This is a genomic window from Salinicola sp. CPA57, from assembly GCF_003206035.1.
In the GTDB taxonomy this organism is placed as follows: domain Bacteria; phylum Pseudomonadota; class Gammaproteobacteria; order Pseudomonadales; family Halomonadaceae; genus Salinicola; species Salinicola socius.
This window is the reverse complement of the sequence record NZ_PZJR01000013.1, coordinates 1-21,431: the sequence shown is the minus strand read 5'-3', so window position 1 is coordinate 21,431 and position 21,431 is coordinate 1. Positions and strand designations below refer to the sequence as shown.

At 63.2% G+C, this 21,431-nt stretch carries 17 protein-coding genes; 8 read left to right on the top strand and 9 right to left on the bottom strand.

Annotation, left to right across the window (positions count from 1 at the left end; genetic code table 11):
- Positions 1-15 precede the first annotated feature (15 nt).
- On the top strand, positions 16-1,281 hold the full coding sequence (locus DOM36_RS15510; RefSeq protein WP_110643643.1) for a Zn-dependent hydrolase: 1,266 nt from the start codon (positions 16-18) through the stop codon (positions 1,279-1,281).
- A 17-nt stretch (positions 1,282-1,298) separates the two neighbouring features.
- The gene (locus tag DOM36_RS15505) at positions 1,299-2,714 is read left to right on the top strand and encodes an amidase (protein WP_232823881.1); all 1,416 of its coding nucleotides are present in this window, start codon (positions 1,299-1,301) and stop codon (positions 2,712-2,714) included.
- A 17-nt stretch (positions 2,715-2,731) separates the two neighbouring features.
- Here DOM36_RS15505 and DOM36_RS15500 read toward each other — a convergent pair whose 3' ends face one another.
- Entirely contained in the window at positions 2,732-3,709 is a 978-nt protein-coding gene (locus DOM36_RS15500; protein WP_110643642.1) for an AraC family transcriptional regulator, read from the bottom strand.
- Between the two features lie 80 nt (positions 3,710-3,789).
- Here DOM36_RS15500 and DOM36_RS15495 point away from each other — a divergent pair, with 80 nt between their 5' ends.
- From DOM36_RS15495 to DOM36_RS15485, 3 genes are all read left to right on the top strand, one after another.
- Positions 3,790-5,040 (top strand): MFS transporter, encoded by a 1,251-nt coding sequence (locus tag DOM36_RS15495; RefSeq protein ID WP_075568629.1) that lies wholly within the window; start codon positions 3,790-3,792, stop codon positions 5,038-5,040.
- Between the two features lie 164 nt (positions 5,041-5,204).
- Entirely contained in the window at positions 5,205-6,869 is a 1,665-nt protein-coding gene (gene pgm / locus DOM36_RS15490; RefSeq protein WP_110643641.1) for a phosphoglucomutase (alpha-D-glucose-1,6-bisphosphate-dependent), read from the top strand.
- Between the two features lie 221 nt (positions 6,870-7,090).
- Positions 7,091-9,229, top strand: a complete 2,139-nt coding sequence (locus DOM36_RS15485) for a methyl-accepting chemotaxis protein (RefSeq protein ID WP_110643640.1) — start codon at positions 7,091-7,093, stop codon at positions 9,227-9,229.
- On the opposite strand, the gene stpA is transcribed toward DOM36_RS15485, so the two are convergent.
- Positions 9,230-10,507: a glucosylglycerol 3-phosphatase gene (gene stpA / locus DOM36_RS15480; protein ID WP_110643639.1), complete on the bottom strand. Its 1,278-nt coding sequence runs from the start codon at positions 10,505-10,507 to the stop codon at positions 9,230-9,232.
- A gap of 245 nt (positions 10,508-10,752) precedes the next feature.
- On the opposite strand from stpA, the gene DOM36_RS15475 reads away from it, so the two are divergent.
- Positions 10,753-11,241 (top strand): pyridoxamine 5'-phosphate oxidase family protein, encoded by a 489-nt coding sequence (locus DOM36_RS15475; protein ID WP_075568633.1) that lies wholly within the window; start codon positions 10,753-10,755, stop codon positions 11,239-11,241.
- Positions 11,242-11,409: 168 nt separating this feature from the next.
- Positions 11,410-12,447 (top strand): CNNM domain-containing protein, encoded by a 1,038-nt coding sequence (locus DOM36_RS15470; RefSeq protein WP_075568634.1) that lies wholly within the window; start codon positions 11,410-11,412, stop codon positions 12,445-12,447.
- A gap of 94 nt (positions 12,448-12,541) precedes the next feature.
- Here DOM36_RS15470 and phnE (DOM36_RS15465) read toward each other — a convergent pair whose 3' ends face one another.
- The 4 genes from phnE (DOM36_RS15465) to phnD all read right to left on the bottom strand — a co-directional run bounded on the left by phnE (DOM36_RS15465) (position 12,542) and on the right by phnD (position 16,042).
- Positions 12,542-13,354 (bottom strand): phosphonate ABC transporter, permease protein PhnE, encoded by an 813-nt coding sequence (phnE, locus tag DOM36_RS15465; protein WP_075568635.1) that lies wholly within the window; start codon positions 13,352-13,354, stop codon positions 12,542-12,544.
- Complete coding sequence (phnE, locus tag DOM36_RS15460) at positions 13,351-14,169, bottom strand: phosphonate ABC transporter, permease protein PhnE (protein ID WP_075568636.1); 819 nt, start codon at positions 14,167-14,169, stop codon at positions 13,351-13,353. Before phnE (DOM36_RS15460) ends, phnE (DOM36_RS15465) begins: the two co-directional genes overlap by 4 nt.
- Positions 14,166-14,963 (bottom strand): phosphonate ABC transporter ATP-binding protein, encoded by a 798-nt coding sequence (gene phnC, locus DOM36_RS15455; protein WP_075568637.1) that lies wholly within the window; start codon positions 14,961-14,963, stop codon positions 14,166-14,168. Before phnC ends, phnE (DOM36_RS15460) begins: the two co-directional genes overlap by 4 nt.
- 68 nt (positions 14,964-15,031) lie before the next feature.
- Positions 15,032-16,042, bottom strand: coding sequence for a phosphate/phosphite/phosphonate ABC transporter substrate-binding protein (gene phnD, locus DOM36_RS15450; RefSeq protein WP_075568638.1), 1,011 nt, complete (start codon positions 16,040-16,042; stop codon positions 15,032-15,034).
- Between the two features lie 322 nt (positions 16,043-16,364).
- Between phnD and zigA the strand changes: the two genes are divergently transcribed.
- Entirely contained in the window at positions 16,365-17,564 is a 1,200-nt protein-coding gene (zigA, locus tag DOM36_RS15445) for a zinc metallochaperone GTPase ZigA (RefSeq protein WP_110643638.1), read from the top strand.
- 195 nt (positions 17,565-17,759) lie between these two features.
- Here the strand turns inward: zigA and DOM36_RS15440 are convergent, their stop codons facing one another.
- The 3 genes from DOM36_RS15440 to DOM36_RS15430 all read right to left on the bottom strand — a co-directional run.
- Positions 17,760-18,704 carry a T6SS immunity protein Tli4 family protein gene (locus DOM36_RS15440; RefSeq protein ID WP_232823886.1) on the bottom strand — a complete coding sequence of 315 codons (945 nt, stop codon included), beginning with the start codon at positions 18,702-18,704 and terminating at the stop codon, positions 17,760-17,762.
- Positions 18,658-20,469, bottom strand: a complete 1,812-nt coding sequence (locus DOM36_RS20505; protein ID WP_110643636.1) for a hypothetical protein — start codon at positions 20,467-20,469, stop codon at positions 18,658-18,660. Before DOM36_RS20505 ends, DOM36_RS15440 begins: the two co-directional genes overlap by 47 nt.
- A partial coding sequence (locus DOM36_RS15430) for a DUF2345 domain-containing protein (RefSeq protein ID WP_232823880.1) occupies positions 20,466-21,431 on the bottom strand: 966 nt, incomplete at its 5' end. The genes DOM36_RS15430 and DOM36_RS20505, both read right to left, overlap by 4 nt.

Sequence of the window (21,431 nt, the reverse complement as noted above, 5' to 3'; positions counted from 1 at the left end):
AACAAGGATAATCGCATGACCATTGCATCGACCGGTATGTCCCCGATACAGGCCGCCATCGATGGCGAACGCCTCTGGCAGACATTGATGGATCTGGCCGTGATCGGCGCAACGCCCAAGGGTGGCTGTAATCGCCAGGCGCTGACCGATCTCGACCGAGAAGGGCGTGAGCTCCTGATCCGCTGGTGCGAAGCGGAAGGTTTGACCGTGCGCTTCGATGCCATCGGCAACCTTTTTGCGCGCCGCGCCGGACAAGACAACGCCGCCGATCCGGTGGTCATCGGCAGCCATATCGACACGCAGCCCACCGGCGGCAAGTACGACGGTTGCTTCGGCGTGCTGGCGGCGCTGGAGGTCATCCGAACGCTCAACGCCAACGGCATCGAGACCGAACGGCCGATCGAGCTGGTGTCCTGGACCAACGAGGAGGGCTGCCGCTTTGCCCCCTGCATGATGGGTTCCGGCGTGTTTGCCGGTCAGCTCACTTTGGAAGATGCGCTGTCGCGCACGGATATCGACGGCATCACCGCGGGCGAAGCGCTCGAGGCGATCGGCTATGTGGGGGACGACGCTGATCGCCCAGGCCGGTTCGCCGCCTATCTCGAAGCGCATATCGAGCAGGGGCCGATCCTCGAAGACACCGGCGACACCATTGGCGTGGTCACCGGGGCGCTGGGACTGAAGTGGTTCGATGTCACGGTGACTGGCATGGCGGCCCACGCCGGCTCGACGCCGATGCACCTGCGCCGAGATGCGCTGCTGGGCGCGACCCAGGTAGTCGAGGCGGTCAACCGGATCGCGCTGGCGCACCAGCCGGACGGTCGCGGCACGGTGGGCGCGTTTCAGCTCCTGCCCAACTCGCGCAACGTGATTCCCGGCCAGGTGATGCTGAGCGTCGACTTCCGGCACAGCCAGGCCGAGGTGCTGGACACGATCGTCGCGGACTTCCGCCGGACGCTCGATGCCATCGCCAGCGAGACGGGACTTTCCATCGAGATCGCGCCCACCGCCGATTATCCGCCGCAGCATTTCGACGCCGATTGCATCGCCGCGGTGCGCCAGGGAGCCCAGGCCAACGGTTACGCGCATCGGGATATCGTCAGCGGTGCCGGCCACGACGCCGTGTTCATCGGCGATATCGCGCCGACAGCGATGATCTTCATTCCCTGTGAAAAGGGGATCAGTCACAACGAGAGCGAATACGCCACCCCGGAAGATGTCACCGCCGGTGCCAATGTATTGCTGCATGCGACGCTGAACCTGGCTGGAGCGGCCCGATGAGCAGACGGGATAACGACGTGAGCGATATAGCGACCACCGCCATGGCCGATCTCACCGCCCTCGAAGCGCTGGCGCTGTTCGAGCGGGGCGAGCTCTCGCCGGTGGAATTGACCCAGGACTGCCTGGCACGAATCGAGCGCCACAATCCCAGCGTCAATGCGCTCTGTCACGTCGACCACGACGGCGCACTGGCGGCGGCGCGAGCCTCGGAAACCCGCTGGCAGCGCGGCGAACCTGTCGGTCCGCTGGATGGCGTGCCCAGTACGATCAAGGACCTGACGCTCACTGTCGGCATGCCGACTCGAAAGGGCTCGACGACGACGTCGCCGGATGGCCCCTGGGCAATCGATGCGCCTTTCACGGCGCGGATGCGCGAGGCCGGTGCCGTGCTGCTGGGCAAGACCACCACGCCGGAGTTCGGCTGGAAAGGCGTCACCGACAACCCGCTCTACGGCATCACCCGCAATCCGTGGAATCTCGAGCTGACCGCCGGCGGCTCGTCCGGCGGCGCCGGCGCCGCCGCGGCGCTCAATCTGGGCATGCTGCATCAGGGCAGCGATGCCGGCGGCTCGATTCGGATTCCCTGCGCCTTCACCGGCACCTTCGGCATCAAGCCGACCTTCGGCTGGATTCCCCAGTGGCCGGCCAGCGCCATGACGACCCTGTCGCATCTCGGGCCGATGACCCGCACCGCCGCCGACAGCGCGCTGATGCTCTCGGTGAGTGCCCAGCCGGACGTGCGGGATGGCTACGCCGGCCCGAGCTGTCCGCTCGACTGGCTGGCCGAGCCGCCTATCGATCTCGCCGGCATGCGCATCGCCTACAGTCGTGACCTGGGCTACGTCTCGGTGGCGCCGGATATCCTGCGCGCCGTGGATGCGGCCGTCGAACGGCTGAAGGTGCTGGGGGCGGACGTGGTCGAGATCGATCCCGGCTTCGCGTCTCCCAAGGCGACCTTCGACACGCTCTGGCACGCCGGTGCCTCGCGACTGCTCGATGGTTTGCGCGACGCGCAGATCGACGCGCTCGACCCGGGCCTTCGCGCCATCGCCGAGCACGGCAAGACGCTGTCGCTGACCGATTATCTGACCGCTCGCGAGCAGCGTTCGGCACTGGTGGCGCAGATGGCCGACTTCCATCGGCACTACGACCTGCTGGTGACCCCGACGCTGCCATTGTCGGCCTTTGCCGCCGGTCATGAAGTGCCTCCCGGCAGCGACTATGTCGACTGGGTGGACTGGACCCCGTTCAGCTACCCCTTCAACCTCACCCAGCAACCCGCCGCCTCGTTGCCCTGCGGTCTGGACGACGCTGGCTTGCCGGTTGGCCTGCATCTGGTGGGGCCGCGCTATCGTGACGATATCGTCATGGCCGTGGCCCGGTTGCTGGAGACGCAACTGCCCAGGCTGGTGCCGCCGATGGCGATGGCGTGACCCGGAAGGCATGGTTGTCAGCCGCCCCGCGCCCCGCCTGGGGTCTTGCCGGTGGCGCGCTTGAAGGCGCGGCTGAAGGCAGCCTGGGAGCCGTAGCCCAGACGCCAGGCGATCTGGTCGATGGAGAGCTGCCGCTCGGTGATCCACTGCGTGGCCAGGCGCATGCGTAGCTGGGTGACGTAGCCGAGCGGCGAGACGCCCAGCGAGCCGCGGAAGCGTTCGGCGAACACCGAGCGGGAGCAGCCCATCTCCGCCGCCATCGCAGCGACCGTCCAGTCGCGTCCGGGCTCGCGGTGGACGGCGGCGATGACCTTGCCCAGGCGCGGGTCGCGCAGTGCCTCGATCCAGCCGTCGATATCGGCGCAGTCGCACTCGACCCAGCCGCGCACGATGCTGGCAGCCACCACGTCGGCCAGCCGGGACAGAATGCCGGCGGCGCCGGCCCGTTCGAGACTCGCTTCGCGCACCATCGCCTCCAGCATCGGCAGCATCTCCGGGTAGCGGGAGAGCAGCGTGCCCACGTGCATCACCGCCGGCATCAGCGTCATCAGCGGCTGCATCCCGCCCAGATCGAACTGCATGCAGCCGCTGAACAGGCGCACCGGCGGCACCCCGTCGGGGATGTCGACACATTCGTCGACGCAGCTGAAATCATTGCACAACGGCAATGAATCGATCTGCTCGATGTCGCGACTCTGTACCTCCGGCGAGGAGAGCAGGCAGTGCTGCCCGCCCCGGGGCAGCAGAACGGCATCACCGGACGCCAGGATCTGTTCGTCGTCGCCGAGCCGCAGCAGAACGGGCCCCTGGGCGACGAAGTGAAACTGCGCGCAGCTGGCATCGGTATCGAAGCGAATGCCGAAGGGCGGTGCCATCTGGACGCGGCGATAGCTGAGCCCGGAAAGACGCATGCCGAGAAGCAGTTCGTTGATCCACTCGCTGGAGCTGGTTTCAGCGCCTTGGGTGGCTTCAATTTCGGACTTTTGATCAAACATGTCGGAGTTTTAGTGATAGAAGATCCTGGGATACTACTTTAGTCTACGCGCTATCCCAAGTCTTGATCGGAAATCTCGAAATGACGACACAAGAAACTTCACCCCCGACGCACGATTCGCCAACGCCGTCACGCTGGGTGGCCGTGTTCTCGCTGACGATGGGCGTGTTCAGCCTGGTGATGGCCGAATTCCTGCCGGCGAGTTTGCTGACGCCGATGGCGGATTCGCTCATGATCAGTGAAGGTCAGGCCGGACAGGCCGTCACGGTGACAGCCGTGGTGGCGCTGCTCTCCGGCTTGCTGGTGACCGCCGTCACGCAGCGACTCGATCGCCGCCACGTGCTGCTGGCGTTCTCCGTGCTGATGATCGCCGCCAATCTGGTGGTTGCCTTCGCACCGCACATGGGTTGGCTGCTGGTCGGACGGGTGCTGCTCGGCGTGGCGCTGGGCGGGTTCTGGGCGCTCTCCGCGGCCACCGTCATGCGGCTGGTGTCGGAGCACGACGTGCCGCGGGCGCTGTCGCTGCTGTTCACCGGCGTTCCCATCGCTACCATCAGCGCCGCCGCGCTGGGCAGCTACCTTGGCGACATGATCGGCTGGCGCAACGTCTTCCTGCTGGCGACTGCGCTCTCGGTAGTCACTCTGGTCATGCAGTATGTCACCCTGCCGCGAATGGAACCCGGACGGCCGACACCGCTGGGGACGCTGGTGAGCGTAATGAAGCGACCGGGCATGGCGGTCGGCATCGTCGCCATCCTGCTGGTGTTCTGCGGCCACTTCGCCTTTTTCACTTACGTTCGACCGTTTCTCGAAGGCGTGTCGCGGATGGGCATCAACGAGCTCTCATCGACGCTGCTGGCATTCGGCGTGGCCAACTTCGTCGGCACCCTGGCTGCGGGTTATCTGCTCGAGCGCAGCCTGCGCCTGACGCTGCTGCTGATGCCGCTGGTCATGGGGGTGCTGGGCTGGTTGCTGGCCACGCTGGGCGGCTTCTCGATGGGCACCGATGCCGTCATGGTCGCGCTGTGGGGCTTCGCTTTCGGGGCAGTGCCGGTCGCCTGGTCGACCTGGATCACCCGCGTCGTGCCAGATGAAGCCGAAAGCGGCGGCGGCCTCATCGTTGCTTCGATCCAGCTGGCGATCGCACTGGGCGCTGCCGTCGGCGGGGTGATGTTCGACATCAGCGGCGTTCTGGGTGTCTGCGCGACAGCCGGCACGCTGCTGCTGGCCGCTGCCGCGCTGGTACTGGTCGGCGTGAGAACGCGACCGGCCGCAATGGCCGATGACGACACCGCGGTAACGGGTATCAGTCAAGCGACTTCGTGCCGGTGAGGCGATCACTTCCGTGGAAAAGCGATCGCTTCAGGTCAGAAGGAACGGTCCGCCAACCGGCCGAGCAGGGCGGCAGGGGAGCAGGTAGTGAAGGTTGCTTGTCGGTCGGGGATGATGGTCTGCTATAAGGAACATCATCCCAAGACCATCGAAAGGAACCGACGATGAGTATCGATCCCCAGGCAGGACGCTTGCCCGACGAAAAAAGCCTCGCCAACATTCCGCGCCTGGTGTCGCGCTATTACAGCGAACGCCCGGATGCCAGCGACCCCGGCCAGCAGGTCGCCTTCGGCACCTCGGGCCATCGCGGCTCGTCGTTGAAGACGAGCTTCAACGAGTGGCACATTCTGGCGACGACCCAGTCGATCTGTGAATACCGCCAGGCCCAGGGGATCGAAGGACCGCTGTTCATCGGCATGGATACCCACGCGCTGTCCGAGCCGGCGTTCGTCTCCGCGCTGGAAGTGCTGGCGGCAAACGGGGTCGAGACCCGTATCGACGTCGGCTGCGAGGAGACCGGCGGTGATGTTGGCTACACGCCGACGCCGGCGATCTCCAACGCGATTCTGGTCTACAACCAGGGCAGGACCCAAGGTCTGGCCGACGGCATCGTGATCACCCCGTCTCACAATCCCCCCACGGACGGCGGCTTCAAGTACAACCCGACCAACGGCGGCCCGGCCGATACCAGCGTCACCAAGTGGATTCAGGAGCGCGCCAATGAACTGCTCGCTGCCGGGCTCCAGGGCGTTCGGCGGGTCAGTTACGCCGAGGCATTGAAAGCCCCGACGACCCAGCGTTTCGACTACATCGACAGCTATGTCGGCGGGTTGGACAAGGTCATCGACATGGCCGCAATCCGCGATTCCGGGCTCAAGTTCGGCGTCGATCCGCTGGGCGGGGCCGGCGTTCACTACTGGCCTCGGATCGCCGAAAAGTACGATCTGCCGCTGGAGGTGATCTCCACCACGGTCGATCCGACCTTCCGTTTCATGCGCGTCGATTGGGACGGCAAGATCCGCATGGACTGCTCGTCGCCCTACGCCATGGCCGGGCTGATCGAGAACAAGGATCGCTTCGACGTCTCGTTCGCCTGCGACACCGATCACGATCGCCACGGCATCGTCGCCCGTTCCACCGGATTGCTGAATCCCAACCATTATCTCGCCGTCGCCATCGAATATCTCTTCACCCATCGTCCCCATTGGGGCGACAAGGCCGCCATCGGCAAGACACTGGTCTCGTCGTCGATGATCGATTATGTCGCCGAAGGCCTGGGGCGAGACGTGGTCGAGGTGCCGGTGGGCTTCAAGTGGTTCGTCGATGGCCTGATCGAGGGTAGCCTCGGCTTCGGTGGCGAGGAGTCCGCCGGGGCGTCGTTTCTGACTCTCGAAGGCAAACCGTGGTCCACCGACAAGGACGGCATCATTCTCGGCCTGCTGGCCGCCGAGATCACCGCTGTCACCGGCAAGGATCCGGGGGAGCGCTACCAGGCACTCACCGAGCGCTTCGGCGCGCCGGTCTACGAGCGCGTGGATGCGCCGGCCAACCGCGAGCAGAAGGCCAGGCTCGGCAAGCTCTCGCCGGAGCAGGTCACTGCCGATACGCTGGCGGGCCATCCGATCACCCGCAAACTGACCGAAGCGCCCGGCAACGGCGCCGCCATCGGGGGGCTGAAGGTGGTCACCGACGCCGGCTGGTTCGCCGCGCGCCCCTCCGGCACCGAAGACGTCTACAAGATCTACGCCGAGAGCTTCGAAGGCGAAGCGCATCTCAAGCGTATTCAGCAAGAGGCCAAGGCGCTGGTCGACGAAGTGCTGGCGGGCTGAGGTCCCGTACGGAACCGGGANNTCCCGGTTCCGTACGTGGGTTGCTCGGGCGTCATTCGAACCATCCAGGCGCCAGGCGCTAAGTCGCGACTCAACGTCGTATTGCCGAGCGCGAGCCGTTTTTGCCAAAAGCCTAAAGTTGCCTTTGACGTGGGCGATATCTCCTCTGTCAATTTCTATGCCGTGCCTCGGGCGGCGCCTTCCTCTGGCAGGGATATCCCATGCATTTCAAATCTATACGCACACTGGTCACGCTTCTGGTGGGCGCTTGTATCGTGCTGGTCGCCGCTGTCCTGGTGGGCTACTCCTTTTATGCCGACGCGCGCTCACAGGCCCTGGTGGACGCTCGCACCCATGCACTGCTCGAGTCGAGCATCGACCGGCGCCTCTCCGCCGTGGCCGGTCGCCAGGCCGAGGGCATCCGGGCCCGGCTCGAGCACGCATTGACCCTGGCGCGAAACCTGGCGAGTACCAATGCCCTGATGGGCGAGGTCGACGATCAGGGCCGGCGTCGGCTCCTTCTTGGTCGCGATGAACTCTCCAACCTCGTGCGCCAGACGGTCGTCGACAATCCCGATCTGCTTGATGCCTTTATCGGCTGGGCGCCCAATGCCTTCGGCAGTGACCGCTACTACACCGGGCGAGAGGATAACGGTTACGGCGGGGATGGTCGCTTCATGCCGTGGTGGTATCGGACCGAGGATGGCAAGGTCGCGGTGCTGCCGCTGGGCGAGACGATGGACAGCACCAAAACAATGGACAGTGGTGTGCGAGAAGGGGAGTACTACCTCTGCCCCAAGGAGACCGGCAAGCCCTGCATCATCGATCCGGCACCCTACGACTACAATGGCCGTACCCTGATGGTGACCTCCTTCAACGTGCCGATCATGGTCGATGGGCAGTTTCGCGGCAGTGCCGGCGTCGACCTCTCCGTCGACTTCATCCAGGGGCTGCTGGCCGATGCCAGCCGCTCGCTCTACGACGGCGCCGGCGACTGGACCCTGGTCGCCCCGCAAGGCGGAATTACCGCCCGCACTGGCGATCCCTCCGGCGTGGGCAAGAGCGCGGAGACGTTCTTCGATGCCGCTATCAATACCCGGCTTGCCGAGGCGCGACAGGGGCAGCCGGTTCTCGGCAGCCACGATGGCCAGATCGAGATGCTATGGCCGTTTACTGTCGGCCCGGTCGGCGGTAAGCCATGGGTACTGATGATCCGGCTGCCCCAGAGCGTGGTTATGGCCGGGCTGACTGACCTGCGGCAGCAACTCGCCAGCCAGCGCCACCACGACACGCTCGCGATGTTCGCGGTGGGTGTCGGCGTGGCGCTGTTAGGCCTGTTTGCCGGTTGGCTGCTCGGCGGTAGCCTGTCGCGGCCGCTTAGACGGCTGGCGTTACGCATGCGCGAAATTGCCTCCGGCGATGGTGACCTCACCCAGCGCCTGCCGGTGCGCGGACGTAACGAAAGCGCCGAGTTGGCGATCCAGTTCAACGCCTTCGCCGACAAGATGCACGAGGTCATGCTCGAGGTGCGCGAGAGCAGCGAGTCGGTACGCGCCGCATCACAGGAGATTGCCAGCGGCAGCGAAGATCTGTCGCGCCGCACCGATGCCATGGCGGCCAGCCTGCAGCAGACATCGGCCTCGATGGAGGAACTCACCAGTACGGTCGACCACACCGCGCAGTCGGCGCGCCAGGTCGATCAGATGGCGGTATCCGCCACCGATGCCGCGCGTCGCGGTGGCGAGGTCGTCGGTGACGTCGTCAATACCATGGGTGAGATCGAAGCCTCCTCGCGCCAGATCGCCGAGATCGTCACAACCATGGATGGCATCGCGTTCCAGACCAACCTGCTGGCACTCAACGCCTCGGTGGAGGCTGCTCGCGCCGGTGAGCAGGGCAAGGGATTCGCGGTCGTCGCCCAGGAAGTGCGCAATCTTGCCAGCCGCAGCGCCGACGCCGCGAGCCAGATCAAGTCGCTGGTGGATGTCGCCAGCGGCAAGGCGCAGCTTGGCACGGCGCGCGTCCGTCACGCTGGCGAGGCGATGGCGGAGATCGTTGCCAGCATCGCCCGTGTGACCGACGTGCTGAGCGAGATCAGCGCGGCGACCAGCGAGCAGAGTCAGGGTATCGGCCAGGTCAATCAGGCAGTGGTGGAGATCGACCAGGTCACCCAGCAGAATGCAGCGATGGTTCAGCAGACCGCGACGGCAGCAGCCGAGCTGCGCCATCAATCGCAGCGTTTGGCCGTGACGGTGGGGGCTTTCCGGCTCGCCGACGTGCCGGCGCACGCCTTGAGCGGGGAGGCGGCATCGACGCAGCCGCGGCTGCAGCCGTCGCGGCGCGCGGTGCCGGCCGTCTGATCAGCGCCGCGCGGCCAGCTCGCAGAAGAAGTCGACATACTGGGTGTGGCCTTCTGGAAAGATCACATCCAGCGTCAACGGATCCTCGGCGTCGCTGATCCCCTCGAGCGCCGGCCAGACTTCGAGGCTCGAATCCTCGCCGTGTCGCGCCAGCCGTTCGGCATCGACGCCGGCGCGGCGAACCTCGCCACCGCTGCTGTCGACATAGAGCACCCGATTGCCGCTGTCGAAAGCGTCTCCCAACTGTTGAACCAGGGTCAGGAAGCCGCGGTCGCTGCCACCGCGCAGGCGCTGTGATCCGCTCTCTGTCTTGTCCGTGTAGGACGTCACGGTGTCGCCGACGCCGACGATGCGGGGCATCATCGCGGGATCGAAACGATCGCGAGCCAGTGCCAGCAGCGCAGCGTGATCGCGAGGCGCCTGCCGGGCGTTGAAGCCTTCGCCCAGCGGATAGCGGCCGGTATGGCGGTGGTAGTAGCGATTGAGAATGACCAGCACGCCGACTTCCTTGACCGCACCTCGCAGCATCAGCTGAAAGTCGGTGGTGCCGGCCGTCCCTTCACCGCTGCTGCCATCGCTTTCTCGCAGGCGTTCGTTGCCGTGCTCGTCCTGACCGGCATTGGGGGCGTAATGCACGAAAAAGGCGTCATCGAGATCGGCCTGACGGGCGGCGTCCAGGCGCTCGCGCATGAAGCCGGCAACGGCGTTCTGTAGCGTGCGATAGGCCGCGGGATCATTTTGCCAGTGACGGTAGAAGCCATTGAGGTTGAGCGTCGGCGACGCCAGGTTGTCGAGCACGGCGGCGGCGATCAGGTCCCGTCGCACGTCGACCGGCAAGTCGTAAGGGGGGCGGGACAGCAGCGACTCGAGAAACGCTTCGGCCTGATCGGGAAACGCTTTGAGGAACGCCAGTTCCGCATCGCTGACACCCGGATGGCTGACGCTGCCGAAGCGGTCCTGCCACTGCACGCCGCCGGCCGCCAGACCGGGCAGATAACGACCCTGCTCGGCGGCACGATCGGGCGTCTCGAACAGCGTCTCGACGATGCCGTTCACGCCACGCGAGCCGATGTGCTCACCGTTGGTCAGCACATAGAAGTGACCATCGAACTGACGCGCGGCATCGAGATAGCGGCGCTCCAGGCGCCGGGTCAGCGGATCACCGACCAGGCCCATGCAGACGCCATCGAGGTCCTGAATGATGAGCAGGTTGTCGGTAGCCGCCAGTTCGTCCAGCAGGGCTGCGTGGTCGAGCGAGAAGGGGCGAGTCAGGGGCATGAGTAGGCGTCTTGATCGGAGGCGATGGGAAGTGGATCGAGAACCGGGATTCGCCACCAGTATACCGAGTGTCATCGCGAGGAATAGCGTCGGTTTGCTCCACCGGCAAGCCGCGACTAGGCTTCTACCAAGCGCCCTGGCTGCAGGACGTGATGGAAGCTGCAGGACGCTCACGCCCGGATGGCGTGATGACAGCCCCGACGAGGGAGAATCCCTGGAAAGGGCAACATTAGCAGGAGGCAACGATGTCCAGTCCCGAACACAAGCAGAAAATCTGGAAGCTGATCGAGAAGATCAAGGTCGGCATGTTGGTCACGCTCGACGATGGCGTTCCCCGCTCCCGCCCCATGCACCTGGTGCAGGATGCCTACGACGGCACGCTCTGGTTCTATACGCGTCGTAGCGCCGAGAAGTCGTTCGAAGCGAAGCAGGATCAGGATGTCTGTCTCACGTTTTCGGATCACGACGATGGCATCTACGTATCCATGTCGGGCACGGCGCGACTCAACGACGACCCCGGGCTGATCGAGAAATACTGGAATCCGTTCGTGGCCGCCTGGTTTACCGGTGGCAAGGAAGATCCAGACATCACCATGATGGAGATCGATATCGATTTCGGTGAGCACTGGCAGTCGCGGGAGAGCAAGACCTTCCAGCTCTACGAATTCGCCAAGGCCAACATCAAGAAGGATCACAAGCCGGATATCGGTGAAAACGAGAAGTTCGGGCACTGACCTGTGTCTTCTCGTTCCACCCGCCGTCGGCTTGTCTAGTATCGGCGTCTATGTCTACCCGGTGCTGCCAACGTCGAAGCGACGTTGGCAGCATTTGCACGTCTGATCATTGACAGTGATGTACCAAGTCTGGATAAAGAGTCCTCACAAGTCACATAGCGACCCCCCATGTTTCTGTTGACGGCATTCGTCGTTCTCTCGATCGGTTTTTCCTTCATCTGTTCGGTGCTGGAAGCCGCGCTGCTCTCGCTGACACCGAGCTATATCGCGCAGCTCAAGGACACCCGTCCCCAGCTTCACGACAGGCTCAACAAGCTCAAGTCCAATATCGATCGTCCGCTGGCGGCGATCCTGACGCTCAATACCATCGCGCACACCGTGGGCGCCACCGGTGTCGGGGCGCAGGTCGCGGTGGTGTTCGGCGATGCCCACGTGGCGATCGCCTCGGCACTGATGACGTTCGGTATTCTGGTGTTCTCTGAAATCATCCCCAAGACCATCGGCGCCAGCCACTGGCGTACGTTGGCACCACTGTTGCCGCGAATTCTGCGCTTCATGGTCTGGGTGCTGCTGCCGTTCATCTGGCTCTCGGAGATGATCACCAACCGCATCGCCAAGAACGAACAGGACGTCGACATGCGTGGCGAAATCAAGGCGCTGGCGCGAATCGGTCTGGAAGAGAAAGCGCTGGATGCCGACGAAACGCGCACCATCACCAATATTCTCAACCTGCATGAGATCCCGGTGAAGAGCGTGATGACGCCGCGCACCGTGTGCGAAACGGTGACGCCCGACATGACCGTGGCCGAGTTCGATCAGCGCTATGGCAAGACCCAGTTCACTCGCTTTCCGATCATGGACGGCGCCGAGGATGCGCTAGGTTATATCCACAAGTCGGATACCTACCACGCCGAAGACGAGCAGACGCTCAAGGCGCTGATGCATCCGGTCGCGATCGTCGATGAAGCCGATAGCGTCGAGCATGTCTTTGCCGCCATGCTCAAGGATCACAATCACCTGCGAGTGGTCTACGACGATCATGGCAACTGGGTGGGCTTGATCACCATGGAAGACGTGATCGAAACGATCCTGGGGCAGGACATCGTCGACGAGACCGACAACGTGCACAACCTGAGAAAGTACGCCAAGCAGCGTTGGCTGAAGCGTATCAAACGCGGCGAATCCGTCCAGCCGCCGCCGGGCTGATGCCGGCGGCAGCGTCCTCATGGCGGGGCAAGTTCTGTCATGGCAGGACACCTTCTTTCTTTCATGGCAGGGCAAGCTCCCGGTCGCGGGGCAATCAGATGACCTTCTTGCGCAGCCAGGCGGCCAGCGCTTCGCCCAGGATGACCAACGCGATGATCGCCAGCAGAATGGTCGCCACGGTCTGCCAGGCGAGCGTATCGATGGCGCCCTGCAGGATCACGCCGATTCCGCCGGCGCCGACCAGACCCAGCACGGTCGACTCGCGCAGGTTGATGTCCCAGCGCAGCACGCTGACCGCGAAGAAGGTCGGAATGACCTGCGGCACGATCGCGTAGAGCACCACCTTGGCGCGCGAGGCGCCGGTCGCTTCCAGCGCTTCCACCGGGCGGCGGTCGATCTCCTCGATCGCTTCGCCCAGCAGCTTGCCCAGAAAGCCGATCGAGCGAAACATGATCGCGATGATCCCCGCCAGCACGCCGGGGCCGAAGATCGCCACGAACAGCAGCGCCCAGATCAGCGTATTGACCGAGCGGCTCGAGACCAGGATGAAACGCCCCAGCCACAGGGTGAAACGGTTGGGCGTGGTGTTCTGGGCCGCGATATAGGCGATCGGCAGCGACACGAAAACGGCGACGAACGTGGCGATCGTGGCGATATTGAGCGTCTCGACCAGGGCCCACAGGATGGCCTGTAGATTGCTCACATCCGGCGGCACCATGCGTCCGAACAGATCGCCGACCTGGGCCGGGGCATCCCACACCCACGGCCAGATGATATCGATGCTCTCCACTGCCCATACCACGGCAGCGGCAACCACCAGCATCGTGGCAAAGCGCTTCCAGCGTTGCTGCGGGGTGTAGCGGGCCCAGGTGCGCTCGGCAACGGTCGTGGTCGTCTGTAGGGTCATCCGATGTTCCTCCTGATTCGACCACTGACCGCTTCGCTGACCAGAATCACCCCGATGATGACCAGCGTGATCGCCAGGGCGAAATCGTAATCGTAACGGCCGAAAGCGTTCATCAGCGTGGAGCCGATGCCGCCGGCACCGACGATGCCGACGACTGCCGAGGCGCGCAGGTTGCTGTCGAGCTGATAGATGCCGAGGCCGATCTGGCGCGGCATGATCTGCGGCAGCACGGCGAACTGCAGCACACCGATATAGCGTGTGCCGCTGGCACGAAGCGCTTCCACCTGACCCCAGTCGATCTCCTCGATCCGCTCGGCCAGCATCTTGGCGACGAAGCCGATCGAGTAGAGCGTCAGCGTCAGAATGCCGGCGACCGGGCCGAACCCGACGGCCTTGACGAACAGGATCGCCACGATCACCGGATGGAAGCTGCGGGCGAGGATGATGATCGCTCGTCCGATCAGGTAGATCGGTTTGGCGGCAATGTTGCGGGCCGCCATGAACGCGATGGGCACGCTCAGCGCAAGGCCCAGCAGCGTTGCCAGGATGGCGATCTGCAGGCTCTCGAGAAAGCCGTCGATCAACAGCTCGTAACGATCGAAGTTGGGTGGAAAGGCGCCGGAGAAGATGCGAGCGGCGCGAGTCATGCCCTGGCTGATCCGATCGAGATCGAACGGCAGGATCGAGATCGCCCAGATGGCATAGATTGCCACGCCGACGACCAGCCCCCAGCGCAGCAGCGGGTTGGCGATGAAAGGCGGCTTGCGCCAGTGGCGGCGCGATGACGGGACGCCCCGTTCGGCGCTCCCGCTCATGACACGACCGCCTGCGCCTGCGCCGGGCCAACATCGGCTTGTTGGCGCTCTTCGCCCGGCGTACCGCTGTAGACGGCATCCATCGCTTCCTGGTCCAGATCGGCCGGGGCGCCATCGAAGATCAGTTTTCCGAAGCGCATGCCGACGATGCGCTGGGTGTATTCACGCGCCTCGGCCACGTTATGAATATTGATCAGCACCGGTAGCGACAGCTCCTGAGACAGGTTCTGCAGCAGCTCCATGATCTGGCGCGAACTGACCGGGTCCAGCGATGCGGTGGGTTCGTCGGCCAGCAGGATCTCGGGCTGCTGCATCAGTGCCCGCACCACGCCGACGCGCTGACGTTCGCCGCCGGAGAGCGCATCGGCGCGTTTGTTGGCGTAGTGGGCGATACCGACCCGCTCCATCAAGTGATAGGCACGTTCGATATCTTCAGCTGGATACTTGCGCAGCGCCGCGCGCCAGTAAGGGATGTAGCCCAACCGCCCGCATTGGACGTTTTCCATGACCGTCAGACGATCGACCAGATTGAAGCCCTGGAAGATCATCCCGATCCGCCGGCGGGCCTTGCGAAGCTCTTCGCGTTTCAGCGTGGTCAGTTCAAGGCCGTTGAGCTCGATGCTGCCTTCGCTGGGTTCGACCAGACGGTTGATGCAGCGCAGCAGGGTGCTCTTGCCAGCCCCCGAGGCACCGATGATCGAGACTACCGATTCGCCGGCCACGTCGAGGTTGAGACCGCGCAGCACCGGCTCGCCATGGCCGTAACGCTTGACCAGATTCTGAATGCGCAGCATGGGAGATCCTCTTTTGACGGCGCCATCGACCATGATGTCAGACGGCGCCATCGGGCGGTTCGGCAGGGTTATTCGACGTTTTCCTGGGAGTAGACGATGCCGTTGGCATCCTGAATGTCGCGAATCACTTCCCAGTCCTTCTGGTAGGTGACCGGCACGAACTTGGTCACGCCGTCGAACTCCTCACCCAGTTCAGTCCCCTTCATGTCAAAGCTGAAGAAGGCTTCCTTGATCTTGTCGATCAACTCCGGCTTGAGGTTGTTGGCGTAGGTGTAAGAGGTGGTGGGGAAGCGCTTGGATTCGAACACGATCTTGACCTCCTCCGGATCGTAAAGACCGCGCTCGGCCATGCGATCGACCACTTCGGAAGCGACCGGCGCTGCATCATAATCGCCGGCCACCACGCCGAGCATCGACTGGTCGTGAGAGCCCGAGTAGACCACCTCGTAATCCTCGTCCGGAGTGATGCCCTGCTTGGGGAACAGTGCGCGAGGCGCCAGATTGCCGGAGTTGGACGTGGGCGAGGTGTGCGCGACGCGCTTGCCCTTGAGATCGCTCAGCTCGTCGATGCCGCTGTCCTTGCGGGTGTAGACCTGCAGGGTGTAGCCGAACTCGCCATCGTCGCTGCCCATGATCGCGAACGGCACCGCCCCGGCCAGGTTGACCGCGAACGGCGTCGGCCCGGTGGAGAAGCCCGCAACCTGGATGCGGCCGCTACGCATCGCCTCGATTTCCGCCGCGTTGGACTGCACGGCGTAGAAGCGAACGTCCTTGCCGGTCACGTCGCGCAGGTGCTCGATGAACGGTTCCCAGATATCGGCGTAGATCGCCGGATCCTCGACTGGGGTGTAGGCGAAGACCAGCGGATCGGGATCGATCAGTTGGGATTCGTCGCTCGGTGCATCGGCGACCAGGTCGCCGTCGGCATCGCAGTACATGGGTGCCAGATCCCCGCGCTGCGGGCACTCATCCGCGGCCTGTGCCGCGAAGGCAATGCCGCAGCCGAGCGTCAGCGTGGTCAAAAGCGAGAGAGGGAGGCGGAGCGAACGGGACTTGGATCGTTTGAGGCGTCGTAGCATGGCGTGTCTCCTGAGGCGGAGGTTGTTATAAGCGACATCGAACGTGCGTGTCGTCTGTCTGGTCAAGCCGCGTTCGCTGTCATGGTTTTGTCACAGTGTGCGCAAAATCCGCCAAGAAGCGCATTCGACCTTCGCTAATGACTGCATTTCATGTTCGTTTCCGAGCAGCAAATCTAAAATTGACCTTATTGTTATGATATAACATAATTTACAGGGCTCGGCTGAAGCCATTGCCGCCATCAGAGTCCGAGTCGACGCAAACACGTCAGCGTCAGCAGTCCTGGTGGCTGATCTACCGTAACCTTTGGCCTCGAGAAAAATCATGAATCCATTACCCGTTACCGTCCTGTCCGGTTTTCTTGGTGCCGGCAAGACGACGGTGTTGAATCATCTGCTCAACAATCGCGACGGCCGGCGCATCGCGGTGATCGTCAATGACATGAGCGAAATCAATATCGACGCCGCGCTGGTCGAGCGCGAGGTCGATCTCAACCGTGCCGAAGAGAAGCTGGTCGAGATGAGCAACGGCTGCATCTGCTGCACGTTGCGCGAGGATCTGTTGATCGAGGTGAGTCGGCTCGCCGACGAGGGGCGCTTCGATTATCTGGTGATCGAGTCCACCGGCATCTCCGAACCGCTGCCGGTGGCCGAGACGTTCACCTTCGAAGACGAGCAGGGGCGAAGTCTGTCCCAGGTCGCCCGACTGGACACTCTGGTTACCGTGGTCGACGGGGCCAACTTCCTCTCGCAATACCATGAGGCCAAGTCGCTGGCGGAAGCCGGTGAGAGTCTGGGCGACGAGGACGAGCGCAATGTCGCCGACCTGCTGGTGGATCAGATCGAATTCTGCGACGTGCTGCTGATCTCCAAGTCCGACCTGATCGAAGCGCGCGCCCTAGGCGAACTCGAGGCGGTGCTGAAAAGCCTCAACCCCGACGCCGAGATCATCGCCATTCAGAACGGACAGGTGCCGCTGGAGAGGGTGCTGAATACCGGCCGGTTCAGCTTCGACAAGGCGCAACAGGCGCCAGGCTGGCTCAAGGAAATGCGCGGTGAGCACGTGCCGGAAACCGAGGAGTACGGAATCTCCAGCTTCAGCTTCGAGGCGCGTCGGCCGTTTCATCCGCAGCGTTTTCACGCCGTGCTGCACGGCGACTGGGGCCACGGCAAGCTGCTGCGCTCGAAAGGGTTCTTCTGGCTCGCCAGCCGGCCGCAGTTCGCCGGCCAGTGGAGCCAGGCCGGTGGCATCGCCCACCATGGCTTCGCCGGCCTGTTCTGGCGGGCGGTGCCGGAATCGCGCTGGCCGCAGGATCCCGAGTATCGCGCGTCGATCCTGGAAAAGTGGCAGGAGCCGTTCGGCGACATGCGCCAGGAACTGGTCTTCATCGGCCAGGGCCTGGATGCCGTCGGGATTCGGCAACGGCTCGAGGCGTGCCTGCTAAGCGACGACGAACTGGCTCGCGGCAAGGACTACTGGGTGACGTTGCCGGACCCGTTCCCCGAGTGGAGCAATGCCGCCTGAGCATATCGCGGCCGACTCGCGGTTGCCGCTTCGCTATGGTCTGGTCTCCACCGGAGCTTCCCCGGCCACTTGGCTGGGGTTTTTTATGGTGTATCCACGTCACTGATGGCGGAATAGCGAGAGAGGGCGCCAAGATCGAAAAACGGCTCCTTCAAGTGCATGAAGGGGCCGTCGATGTCATGCCGACGAGTGAGATCAAAAAGCGCCGGGGCGGGGCTTGAACGTCCGCGTGATCGCATCCCAGAGTCCCACGGCCTCGGCATCGGTCAGCGAGGCTTTGTCAATCGCAGGGTGATCTTCACCGTGAGCAAACTGACCGTTGCGCAGCGAAATATCAACATAGGGGGCGCCGGGTGAGCCTATCCGGCTATTGGCCTCGAGATTGAAATAATTGCCTTTGACGTTTTCGTCAGTCGTGCCTGCACTGAGCCATTCTTCCGCCTGATCTATACCATCGAGATCCACTTCACCTTTTCTCAAAACTGAGAAATCTTGATCATTGGCTAATGCCCGTTCAGCCTGATCGGTACGATCCAACAAAGTGTCTTCTTCAGCAATGGTGCTATCCGTGTAGAAATGAATGTAGATATCCCGGTTTTTGTTATCTGAAAATCTCATTCCAATCTGTTCCTTGCGTGTCGGTACCGCAGCGCCGGGAATCGCCTGATCGGAGCCCCCGGCCAGAAAGCCGTGTGCGAAACACAGGCCGGGGCGTTCGGGAATCTCCCCCGACTTCCGGGGTGACAGGTGGTTCAACAAGTATTCGACCTGTTTTAGGCGCTCGGATTTGTTGCTTTGGCGGAGCTTCCTCTGCTCTCTGTATTTTTCATCATCCACATCTATGGCAGTCAGTTTCACGCTGAACATGGTCAGCCCCTCGAACTTGTAACCCTCCAAGAGCCTTGCCGCGTCTGGCTTATGGGGGCTTTCGTTACGATCGATGATGACCATGTCGTCGCTGACCTGGATGAGCCGCTTGAGGAAGGGCTGATCCCCGGCATCCACGGTATGCATGGCTTCCAATTCAGCTTTGCGCTTGTCAATAAAGCGCCGGAACATCTTCCGACTATTGGGTGTGGCACTGATTTTGGCCTCATTGACGGTCAGGCTGCTGAAGCTCAGCTTTAGTTGCGACGGCATATCGACCTGAAAGCGGCCAATGCAAACCGGCGCTTGCGTGTCGGTATAGGCCTCGACGGTCTGGCGTTCCTGGTCGCTCATCTCGGGGACTCCCTGTTCCGGTGCGCCACAGGCCGTGGCCAGCAGTAATAGCCCGCCCATGAGCGGCGCTCGCAATCGCGTGATCATCCGTGACGTCCTGACTGTTTTCATTCCCATTGCTCGGCAATCTCGAGAAGCGAGGCCAGCGTGAACCAGCGTGCGACCTCCTGGTTATAGGCTGGCTCGTGCTCGGTGGCGACGGCCAGGCTCTGCCGTGCCTGGGACACCCCCTACTGCCGGAGCGCACGGGAACGGTCCCATCGCCAGGCTCATCCGCGTCACTGATGGTGTACTGGTAAAAGCGCGGGCGGCCACGCGAATCGCGCTCGGTGATCATCCGGCGTTCGCCATATTGATCCATCATTCTTGCGCTCATCAGGGTGTCGGAGCCATAGCTGGCCTCTCGTCCGTGCCAGGTGACGGTGCCATAGCTGGGGTGGGCATCGCTGTCCGAATAAAACAGATAGGTATAGGGGTGAAACTGTCCTGCCATTGACATATGAAACGGCCGAACGGTATCCAGCACGATATTTAGGTAACTATTCCAGGATTCATCCAGCTCCCGCTGCCGATTAGCCGCGCCCAACCCCAGCTCCGGCATGGCCAGGGTCTCGTCCATCATGCCCCACCAGTGGTCGCGCTCGAGATAGATGTCCGTGTAAGGGTCGTTGGCCGTCGGCAGCGTCAATGCCGACTCTCCAGGCTTTTCGATACGCAGCCAGCCGTTGCCATACTCCGGTGTCGGCACCAGCTGCAGCGGACCTGGGGCCTGCGCCAGCACGGCGGTCATCTCCCGTGACGAGGCTCCCAACACTTGGCTGGTGGCCCACGATGATGGACTGAACGCCTGGCTTTCGGTGCCGGATTTCATCCGCCGGTAGAACACCGCCGCGCCCGTGGTGGGCATGACGCCATGGACGATGCCCAGCAGGTTGGCGTTACCCCCGGAAACCTCCGAATAGTACCGCGCGACCAAGCCACCCATGGAGTGGGTGATGAGAATGGCTTGCCTACACGTCATGCGTGCCTGGCGATAGCCCGCGATGATCTCATCGACTCGTTGAGCCAGTTCGGCCGCCGAATCCGAATTGGACTGCAACCAGTTATAGCCGCAGGCATGGACCGGAAAGTTGAAGCGCCCCAAGGTCTGGGCGTTGCGTTTGGCTCGTGCCTGGGCTTGTTCCTCGCTCAGGCCTCGGGTCCCGATATAGTGGCGAGTCAGGTTGCTCTCGAGCGTGCTGAACGCGCTGTTGGCTTCGATATTGAGCTGGTTCTCGAGCCACACCAGAAAGTCGCCGTAGGACATGTTCGCCACTTCGCCCCAGCCGCGCTCTCGAAGTAGCTCATCCGTCGGAATCGTGTCTCCGCTCCGATGATCGATATAGCGACGTGCGATGTCTTGTGAGACGTCCCCCTCAGAGTCGACAACGGTTTGCGTGGGATTAAGTATACGTTTTCTGGCTTGAGCGCCTTTGATCAGCCACGGGGAAGCGCTCAACTGGCTATCAAGACGCCATGTATCGTCTGACTGAGTATTTACCAGATTACTCCCCATCACACCCGGTACGAAAACGATGGGGATGACGCCTTCATGCACGATTACCGGGGTGACATGGTTTTCCGCACTGGGCCGCATGAAGCTGGTGGCCATATCGAAGATGTCGTAGATATCGTACTGGCTCATGCCGACTGCCCCCGGAAGTGAATGGTCATCCCTTCGACGAATTCGCTTTTCTGAACCTGGGTGTCGCCCTGGGCATCCGTCGTACCGGTATGGATGACCTTGCCATCGCGGAGCAACTCGAAGGCCACATTAGGGAGAGGCGTTCCATCGGGGCGCGTGGCTTTGTACGTTTCCTGATAGGCGGTGGTCGGGAAATCGTTGAAGGTGTGCGACAGACTGGTCGGCCCCCCAAAACTCTTCGTCGCGCCCTTGACGGTAACCTTGCCCGGCGCATGCAGCTCGATATTGCCGCCCTTGATACGCACGTAGGCGCCGCCGCTGACCAGCAGAATCTCCTCGGCGGCGGCGAAGTCGATCTTGTCTTCCGTGGAGGTGACCCCGAGATCCCGCCGCGCGGTGGCTTCCAGATTGTCCGACTGCGCCTGGATGTCCACCTTGCCCCGGGCCGCGAACAGCTTGATGCCGGCTTTCTGCACGAACAGCGACAGCTTCTCGGAGATCGACGCCACCAGGCTCTTGCCGGTGGCGATATTGACGTCTTCGCCGCTGGAGATACTGAGCGATCTGCCCTGGGCCAGGTGGGTCGATTCCGGCGTGCTCAGGGTGATGCCGGCCGGGGAGGCCATGTACAGCCAGGGGGCTTTCATGCGTGCCGCTTCGCCACGGCCGCCGCTGTCGGAGGCGCCACGGGCGTTGTCCTGCTTGGCTTGACCTTGTGAATCGACGCGCTGCTCGCTGTTGCCGTAGCGGTCGTCGGCGTCATCCCCGGCCTGCTTGAGATGCTGGCGGGCGTCGAGGGCGTCGGCGTTGTGGTCCTGGGCGCTCTGGCTGAGGCTGTCGCTGAGGTGATAGGCGCTGTCGAGCTGCTGCCTGGCCGGGGTGAGGTCGAGCTGGTCGCCGCTGGCGCCGAGCTGGTCGCCACCGCAGTCGCGCAGGTGTTCGGCCAGCGAGCGGCCGGTATC